At 68.2% G+C, this 8,082-nt stretch carries 7 protein-coding genes; 4 read left to right on the forward strand and 3 right to left on the reverse strand.

Annotated features, from left to right (window positions below; translation table 11 throughout):
• Positions 1 to 10: 10 nt before the first annotated feature.
• Positions 11 to 901, reverse strand: coding sequence for a LysR substrate-binding domain-containing protein (locus tag V1Y59_RS21440; protein ID WP_330507063.1), 891 nt, complete (start codon positions 899 to 901; stop codon positions 11 to 13).
• 76 nt (positions 902 to 977) lie between these two features.
• On the opposite strand from V1Y59_RS21440, the gene V1Y59_RS21445 reads away from it, so the two are divergent.
• Genes V1Y59_RS21445 through V1Y59_RS21460 form a run of 4 tightly spaced genes read left to right on the forward strand, consistent with a single transcriptional unit; the run spans position 978 to position 4,422 of the window.
• On the forward strand, positions 978 to 2,201 hold the full coding sequence (locus V1Y59_RS21445) for an acetyl-CoA C-acetyltransferase (protein ID WP_330507064.1): 1,224 nt from the start codon (positions 978 to 980) through the stop codon (positions 2,199 to 2,201).
• The gene (pcaD, locus tag V1Y59_RS21450) at positions 2,198 to 2,968 is read left to right on the forward strand and encodes a 3-oxoadipate enol-lactonase (RefSeq protein WP_330507065.1); all 771 of its coding nucleotides are present in this window, start codon (positions 2,198 to 2,200) and stop codon (positions 2,966 to 2,968) included. Before V1Y59_RS21445 ends, pcaD begins: the two co-directional genes overlap by 4 nt.
• A complete protein-coding gene (locus V1Y59_RS21455; RefSeq protein ID WP_330507066.1) occupies positions 2,965 to 3,756 on the forward strand; it encodes a CoA transferase subunit A in 792 nt (263 codons plus the stop codon). The genes pcaD and V1Y59_RS21455 overlap by 4 nt, the downstream gene beginning before the upstream one ends.
• Before the next feature lie 12 nt (positions 3,757 to 3,768).
• Complete coding sequence (locus V1Y59_RS21460) at positions 3,769 to 4,422, forward strand: 3-oxoacid CoA-transferase subunit B (protein ID WP_330507067.1); 654 nt, start codon at positions 3,769 to 3,771, stop codon at positions 4,420 to 4,422.
• Between the two features lie 248 nt (positions 4,423 to 4,670).
• Here the strand turns inward: V1Y59_RS21460 and V1Y59_RS21465 are convergent, their stop codons facing one another.
• Positions 4,671 to 4,958 (reverse strand): GIY-YIG nuclease family protein, encoded by a 288-nt coding sequence (locus V1Y59_RS21465; protein ID WP_330507068.1) that lies wholly within the window; start codon positions 4,956 to 4,958, stop codon positions 4,671 to 4,673.
• 342 nt (positions 4,959 to 5,300) lie between these two features.
• On the reverse strand, positions 5,301 to 7,943 hold the full coding sequence (locus V1Y59_RS21470) for a LuxR C-terminal-related transcriptional regulator (RefSeq protein ID WP_431309260.1): 2,643 nt from the start codon (positions 7,941 to 7,943) through the stop codon (positions 5,301 to 5,303).
• Between the last annotated feature and the right edge of the window lie 139 nt (positions 7,944 to 8,082).

The raw sequence follows: 8,082 nt of genomic DNA on the forward strand, positions 1-8,082 counted from the left end.
CTGCGGGACACTAAGACATCGCCGCCACACGTCGCAGCACGGCCAGAGCGTGTTCGATGGCCGGCGACGGTTCGGCGGCCAGTCGCGCGACAGCGAGGTCGACGGTGGGGGCGCCCGGCGCCAACGGCAGATACCGCACGCCGGCCACCCCGAGAGCGGACGTCGGTTCCGGGACCACGGCGACGCCGAGTCCGGCCGCGACGAGGGTCACCAGTGTCGAGGTCTCGGTGACCTCGTGGCGGATCTGCGGGACGAAGCCGGCGGCCGAACACATCGCCGCGACGATGCCGTTCATCACCGACCGCCCGAGTCCCGCGTGCACGATGAACTCGGCGTCGCGGAGGGTCTCGAGGCGCACCGCACTCGCGTCGCCGCGCGGATCGCCTTCCGGCAGTGCGACGAACAAGCGATCACGGCGGACCGTCTCGACGACGATCTCGGACCCGCCGACCGGTGGGCGCAGCAACGCCAGATCGATCTCGCCGGACGTCAACGCCGACAACTGCGCGGGTGCCAGCATCTCGCCGCGCACACTGACGTCGAGGTCGGGTAGTTCGTCCCGCAGAGCGCGGACAATGCGGGGGAGCAGCGAATAGGTCGCGGAACCGACGCACCCGATCGCGAGTCTGCCCTGACGACCCTCCGCGATCCGCTGGGCCTGTAGCCCGGCGACGTCGACGGCGTCGAGGATGGCCTCCACACGTTCGAGATAGGCCGTGCCCGCCGGCGTGAGCTCCACCTTTCGGGTCGAGCGCACCAGCAGCGTGACCCCGAGTTCTTCCTCGAGTTGTCGGATCTGCTGCGAGAGCGGGGGCTGGGCGATGTGCAGGCGCTCGGCGGCCCGACCGAAGTGCAGTTCTTCGGCGACGGCGCGAAAGTACCGAAGGTGACGCAACTCCATGATTGAGACTCTACGCATATCACTGATGGCCAAATGGATACTTCTCAATATCGCTGGGTGTTCCTAGGCTGGTTCCATGAGTTCTGGAACCGACGTCGTCATCTGCTCACCTCTGCGTACGCCGGTCGGACGTATGGGAGGCGCCCTGGCCGCCCTGTCGGTCACCGACCTGGCCACCGGGTTGCTGCGCGAACTGACGACACGGACCGGCCTCGGCGAGGGCGACATAGATGACGTGATCCTCGGACAGGGCTACGCGGGCGGCGAGTCGCCCGCCATCGGACGGATCGCGGCGCTCGATGCGGGCCTCGGGGTCGGTGTACCCGGCATGCAGGTCGATCGCCGGTGCGGCTCCGGGCTGCAGGCCGTCCTCAACGCCGCGTCGCAGGTCGCCACCGGCGGTGCCCGCGTGGTGATCGCCGGTGGTGCCGAGTCGATGTCCAACGTCGAGCACTACGCGCTCGGCCTGCGGACCGGAGTGCGGCAGGGCGGGATCGAACTGATGGACCGCCTCGACCGTGGCCGCCTGACGGCCGGCGGTGACAGCCACCCCGTGCCCGGCGGCATGATCGAGACGGCGGAGAACCTTCGCGCGCGCTATGGGATCAGCCGCGACGAGCAGGACGCGTTCGCCGTCCGGTCGCACCAGCGGGCGATCGCCGCCCACGATGCCGGCCGATTCGCCGATGAGCTCGTCCCGGTGACCGTGCCCGGAAAACGGTGCAAACCCGATGTCGTCGTCGACCGGGACGAGCACCCGCGTGCCGACGTGTCGGCGGAATCCCTTGCCAAGCTGCGGGCGATCCGGGCGAAGCTCGACCCTCAATCCACCGTCACCGCCGGCAACGCATCCGGCCAGAACGACGGCGCGGCGATGTGTGTGGTCACCACCCGTGACGAAGCGGTTCGCCGCGGACTCGATCCGCTGCTCACGCTGCGGTCGTGGGCGGTCACCGGATGCGAACCGGAGATCATGGGCATCGGGCCGGTCAGTGCGACCGCGGCCGCGCTCGAGCGGGCCGGACTGACGCTCGACGAGATCGACCTGATCGAGCTCAACGAGGCGTTCGCGGCGCAGGTGCTCGCGGTGCTCGCGGAATGGAAGCTCGACGCCGACGATGATCGCCTGAACCCCAACGGGTCCGGAATCTCACTCGGTCATCCGATCGGAGCGACCGGGGCACGGATTCTCGCCACCGCGGCCCACGAGGCTCGGCGGCGCGACGCCCGCCACGTGCTGGAAACCATGTGCATCGGCGGCGGCCAGGGACTCGCGGCGGTGTTCGAGGTGGTCCGATGACCGCGGTGCATGTCGAGGCGGTTGTCACCGGCAAGGCCGACGGACCCGTTGTGGTGCTGTCGAATTCGTTGGGCTCCACCTACCGGATGTGGGATGCGCAGCTGCCGGTACTGGAGGAACGATTCCGTGTCGTCCGCTACAACACCCGAGGCCATGGCGGCTCGCCGGTTCCGCAGGGACCCTACACAATCGACGACCTCGCCGACGACGTCACGGCGCTGATGGATCGACTCGGCGTGGAACGAGCCCACCTCGTCGGGCTCTCCCTGGGCGGGATGACGGCGATGCGGATGGCGATCCGCAATCCGGAGCGGGTGGACAGGCTCGCGCTGCTGTGCACCGGTGCGCAGCTCACTCCGTCATCTGGATGGACCGACCGCGCCGCCACCGTGCGCGAGCAGGGTACCGGCGCCGTCGCCGAAGCCGTTGTGCAGCGGTGGTTCACCGAGCCCTATCGGACCGAGAGCCCGGAAACCCGCCGCCACCACGAAGGCATGGTCGCTGCGACGCCTGCAGAAGGGTACGCCGGTTGCTGCGAGGCCATCGCGGTGATGGACCAGCGGGAGGGGCTGCCCGCGATCACCGCGCCGACGCTGGCGATCGCCGGCGCCGACGATCCGGCCACCCCGCCACCCAAGCTGGCGGAGATCGCCGACGCCGTCAAAGACGGTCGCCTGCTGGTGGTCCCGCACTCCGCGCACCTGGCCAACGCCGAACAACCCGACATCATCACCCCTGCACTGATCGAACACCTGGAGCAGTCATGAGCATCGACAAATTGGCCGACTCGGCCGCCGACGCCGTCGCCGACATTCCGGACGGCTCCAGCCTCGCCGTCGGCGGGTTCGGTCTCGCCGGCATCCCGTGGTTCCTGATCGAGGCGCTGCTCGACCAGGGCGCCGGACACCTCACCATCGTGTCCAACAACTGCGGTGTCGACGGTGCCGGCCTCGGATTGTTGTTGGAGGCCCGCAAGATCGACAAGGTGATCGCCTCCTACATCGGCGAGAACAAGGAGTTCGGTCGGCAGTTCCTCGCCGGGGAGGTGACCGTGGAACTGACCCCGCAGGGCACCCTCGCCGAGCGGATGCGGGCCGGTGGCAGTGGGATCGGGGCCTTCTACACCCCGACCGGCGTCGGCACGCTGGTCGCCGACGGCGGGCTGCCGTGGCGCTACAACCCCGACGGCAGCGTGGCGATGTCGTCGCCGCCCAAGGAGGTCCGTACCTTCAACGGGCAGGACATGGTCCTCGAAGAGGCCATCGTCACCGACTATGCACTGATCCGGGCCGCCGTCGTCGACAAGGCCGGAAACTGCAAGTTCCACGCCGCGGCCCGCAACTTCAACCCGCCCGCCGCGATGTCCGGGCGTACCACCATCGTCGAGGCGGAGAAGGTCGTCGACGTCGGTGAACTCGCGCCCGAGGACATCCATCTGCCGGGCATCTTCGTCAAGCGGATCGTCGAGCTCACGCCGGAACAGGCTTCCCGCAAGGAGATCGAACAGCGCACCACCCGTCCGCGGCCCGACCACGCCGAGCCGGCCCACACGTAGGAGAACGACACCATGACCTGGACTCGTACCGAGATGGCCGCGCGGGCGGCAAAGGAACTGCGCCGCGGCGACTATGTGAACCTCGGCATCGGCCTGCCCACACTGATCCCCGACCACCTGCCCGACGACTCCGGCATCACGCTTCACGCCGAGAACGGTATCCTCGGCGTGGGGCCCTATCCCTACGAGGATCAGGTGGACCCGGACCTCATCAACGCCGGTAAGCAGACGGTGACGGTGCTGCCGGGAGCGTCGTTCTTCGATTCCGCAACGAGTTTCGCGATGATCCGTGGCGGTCATGTCGACGTCGCCGTTCTCGGCGGTATGCAGGTGGCCGGCAACGGGGACCTCGCCAATTGGATGGTGCCCGGCGCCATGGTCAAGGGCATCGGCGGAGCCATGGACCTCGTCAACGGCGCCGAGCAGGTGATCGTCCTGATGGAGCACTCGACCAAGAAGGGCGACCCCAAACTGGTTGCCCAATGCTCGCTTCCGCTGACCGGACGCTCAGTCGTCAGCCGGGTCATCACCGACCTCGGTGTGTTCGATGTCAATGGAACAGGTTTCGACGTGGTGGAACTCGCCTCCGGCGTCGACTTCGCGACCGCCGAGGCGAGAACCGGTGCACCACTGGTGGATCGCCGCACCCTTGCGCTGGTCGAGTAGTCGCTTCATTTCGTTGGTCGAGTAGCCCGAGGCGCTAGCCGAGTCCCCACCCGTTGGTCGAGTAGTTGACGAGCGGCAGCCCCACCCGCTGGTCGAGTAGCCCGAGGCGCTAGCCGAGGGCGTATCGAGACCCCCGGACCCTGTGGATGTTCTTCTCGCTGGTCGAGTAGTCGATGACCGGCAGCCTCAACCGTTGGTCGAGTAGTTGACGAGCGGCAGCGAGGAGACGTATCGAGACCTCGCATCCGTCACTCGCGTCGCTGTTTCCGCGCCAGCCGAGGCAAGTCGTCGAACCTCCCCTCTATCAGCGCGAGCCGCTTTGCGCGCGACCACCCCTGAATCCGCTTCTCCAGGGCGTACGCCTCGCCGACCGATTCACATTCACGGTGGTAGACGAGCTGGACCGGTAGCCGTCGGCGGGTGTACGCGGCCCCACGACCGGAGTTGTGTTGGTCGAGGCGCAGATTCAGGTCCCGTGCGCTGCCGACGTAGAAGCTGCCGTCGGCGCATTCGAGGATGTAGACGTGAGCGCTCATGGGTCGATCATCGCGCACGATTGGGTGGGGTGGCCGGAACCATCCACAGGCTCCGAGGTCTCGATACGCCTCCTCGCTGTCGCTCGTCGGCTACTCGACCAGCGAGGGGGGCGTCGGCTACTCGACCAGCGAGGGGGTCGCTGTGGCTGGTTTGGTTGCTCGACCGGCGTGGGTCTCGATACGCCCTCGGCTAGCGCCTCGGGCTACTCGACCAGCGGGGAAGGGCGTTCGTCGGCTACTCGACCAGCGGGGAAGGGCGTTCGTCGGCTACTCGACCAGCGGGGAAGGGGCGTTCGTCGGCTACTCGACGAGCGGGGAAGGGTGCTCGACAGGGGACGGGGATCAGCGACGGGCGGCGGCGAGTTCGGCCCGGGAACGTAGACCGAGCTTCGCGTAGATGCGAGTCAGGTGATATTGCACGGTCTTCGGTGAGATGTAGAGTTCGGCCGCGACCTCGCGGTTGGACATTCCGCGTGCCACCAGCGCGGTGACCGCCTCTTCCTGCGGCGTCAGTTCCACGTCGCCACGGTCCCCGCGGCTCGCATTCAGCCCTCCCGCCTTCAGTTCTCGTTCGCAACGCTCCACGTACGTCGTCGCGCCCAGGGACAGGTAGATCTCGCGCGCGGTTCCGATGATCGCGTCGGCCGCGCGGCGCTTCCCGGCGCGGCGCAGCGTCTGACCGTAGGCGAAGTTCACCCGCGCCCGGTCGTAGCGCAGCGGCAGACCATCGAGTAACTCCAGTGCCTCCTCGAAGGTCCTCCGGGCCTGGTGGATATCGCCGGTCGCACCGAGGTGACGCCCTCGGGCATACTTCAATCGTGCGCTCGCCGAACGGTGTCCACGTTCTGCGACGAGCTTCTCGTACGGCGTCAGCAGAGCGTCGGCCGCGTCGAGTTGCCCGCCGACGACGAGCGCGTTCGCGAGCACATCGACCCATGGCCACCAGCCCGGTTCACGGAGACCGGGCACGTCGTCGGCCATCCGCATCAACGGCTCCAGCGTGCGCCGCACCTTCTCGTAATCCGCTGCGGCCTCGGCGATCTGCGCCCGCGCGAGAAGTTCGGGGATGCGCATGATCTCGTAGTCACCCGCATGCGTGGCCGCCGACTGCACGCTGCGTTCGGCCTCCGGCCACTCACCCCGCAACGAGTGGATCGAGGCGGCAGTCCAGTTCAACAGTGGCCCGGCCAACTCGATTCCGCTCGACCGTGCCAGGGCACGGCCTTGTTCGACGTTACGCAGGGCGGCGTCCCAGTCGCCCATCGAGAACTCGGTGCGGGCCAGCCACGCCAACGCCCACAACGTGATCCGGGTGGAGCCGCCGAGGTTGGCCATCGACACCGCGGTCTCGAGGTTGCTCCGCGCAGCTCCCACATCGTCGAGACCCAACTGCAGCCAGCCCCGACCCATCGTGGCGCGTTGCGCTTGTGCCCCGAAGCGAATCCGTTCGGTGAGCACCGCATACTCCGCGTTGGCTTCGACCGGCCGACCCGACCACGCGAGTCCGAGACCGCGGATGACGGCGGCCTCCACTCCCGCCGGGGACTGGCTGCCGGCCATCTCGATCGCCCGGTCGGCCCACTCCACGAGTTCGGACCCCTGACATCGCACCAGGTTGTGCAGAACGTAGCGCTGTGCGATGAGGGCCGCGATGTCGGGTTCGCGGTCGAAGTTGACGATGTCCCATGCCCGGTCCAGTCGGACCCGGGCTTCGGCCGACCGTCCGCGCAGAATTGCGAGGTAGGCCAGAGTGGCATTGCGCAAAGGGGTTTCGCGCAGGCTCTCGACGAGGGGGACCAAGGCGCCGGCACCGACGCAGTCACCGGCGGCGAGCAACGCGTCGACGGCGAGAGTGACACGGGTGTCGCGCAGGACCGGTTGCGAGGTGAGTCGCCCGGCCTGGCGAAACAGTCCGGCGGCGTCGGCCCATGCGCCGTCGGCGCCCCGGCGCCGCGCCAGTTCGTCGAGCGCATCGGCGAGCTCGGGATCGGCGGTCGGGGTCGCGGCGACCCGATGGTGCATACTGCGCGCCGGATCCGCGACGAGTTCGGCGGCCCGACGATGGGCGTCGCCCACCGCCTCCATGCCCATGGCCTCGAGCACCGCGGACCGGACCAGCGGATTCACAAGTCGCGGATGGGCATCGGCGGGTGTGAGAGCGGCCTCGATCGTGGCCAGACCGCTCTCCCGTGCCTCGTCGATGGCCGCCAGTGGATTGTCGATGCCGGCCAGCGTGACGGCCGTGGACAGCGGTTCGTCGTCCTCCAGGATGACCAGCGCCTGCAGGAGGGCACGTGTCTGCGACGAGCACTTCTCGAGTCGGGCGCGAACATCGTCGATCACATACGACGGTGCCGGGAGAGTGGTGTCACCGCGCGACCACACCCCGCTGGGCAGTTCGTCGAGCAGCGCGATGACGTCGCGCGGGTTTCCGCGGGTGTGGCGGGTCAGGCGGTCCACCACGCCCGGATGCATGACGATCCCGCGGCTCGCGGCGATCTCGGCGACAGCGTCGACCCCGATTCCGTCGAGCCTCAACTCGTCGACGACGAGCCCGCGCAGCCCCCGCACCGGCAAGGACATCGACAACACCACGAGCGTCCGGCTGCGATGTTCACGCGTGACGGTCAGAAGTGTGTGCAGCGACTCGGGGTCGATGTGCTCTGCGTCGTCGATCGCCACGAGGGTCGGTCCCTCGGCGTCGGCGAGCAGGCCGGACAGCGCTGCCGCCCCACCTTCGGACTGGATGAGCTGGCGCAGGACGGCCTCTGGCGTGGAGTGGTCCCAGTTCGTCGCCTGCGCCCACAACGCACGGCCGGTATCGACCGAATCAGCGTGCAGCCGAACGAGATGGGCGAGCAGCGTGGACTTGCCGACACCGGATTCTCCGCTGACGACCACGAACTCGGTACCGGCGACGGTCCGGACGCGAGTACCGATGGTCTCGATCTCCCGCTCTCGTCCGACGCAGGTGGCAACGACCATCATCGACTCATCCTAGTGTCCCGCACCGGAAATTCGTTGATGATTTCGACGTCCAGGCGGCGCCTCGCTTCGTTGGCGTCGTCGCAGGTACATCCAGTACCTGCTCCTCCGCCGCCTCGCGATGCATCCACCTGGACCG

The sequence above is a fragment of the Gordonia prachuapensis genome, assembly GCF_036350515.1.
GTDB lineage: Bacteria > Actinomycetota > Actinomycetes > Mycobacteriales > Mycobacteriaceae > Gordonia > Gordonia prachuapensis.

Bases quoted from the DNA above. Each gene is read 5' to 3' on its own strand.
- V1Y59_RS21460 (WP_330507067.1), top strand. From the start codon at position 3,769: ATGACCTGGACTCGTACCGAGATGGCCGCGCGGGCGGCAAAGGAACTG.
- V1Y59_RS21440 (WP_330507063.1), bottom strand. From the start codon at position 901: ATGGAGTTGCGTCACCTTCGGTACTTTCGCGCCGTCGCCGAAGAACTG.
- pcaD (WP_330507065.1), top strand. From the start codon at position 2,198: ATGACCGCGGTGCATGTCGAGGCGGTTGTCACCGGCAAGGCCGACGGA.
- V1Y59_RS21455 (WP_330507066.1), top strand. From the start codon at position 2,965: ATGAGCATCGACAAATTGGCCGACTCGGCCGCCGACGCCGTCGCCGAC.
- V1Y59_RS21465 (WP_330507068.1), bottom strand. From the start codon at position 4,958: ATGAGCGCTCACGTCTACATCCTCGAATGCGCCGACGGCAGCTTCTAC.
- V1Y59_RS21470 (WP_431309260.1), bottom strand. From the start codon at position 7,943: ATGGTCGTTGCCACCTGCGTCGGACGAGAGCGGGAGATCGAGACCATC.
- V1Y59_RS21445 (WP_330507064.1), top strand. From the start codon at position 978: ATGAGTTCTGGAACCGACGTCGTCATCTGCTCACCTCTGCGTACGCCG.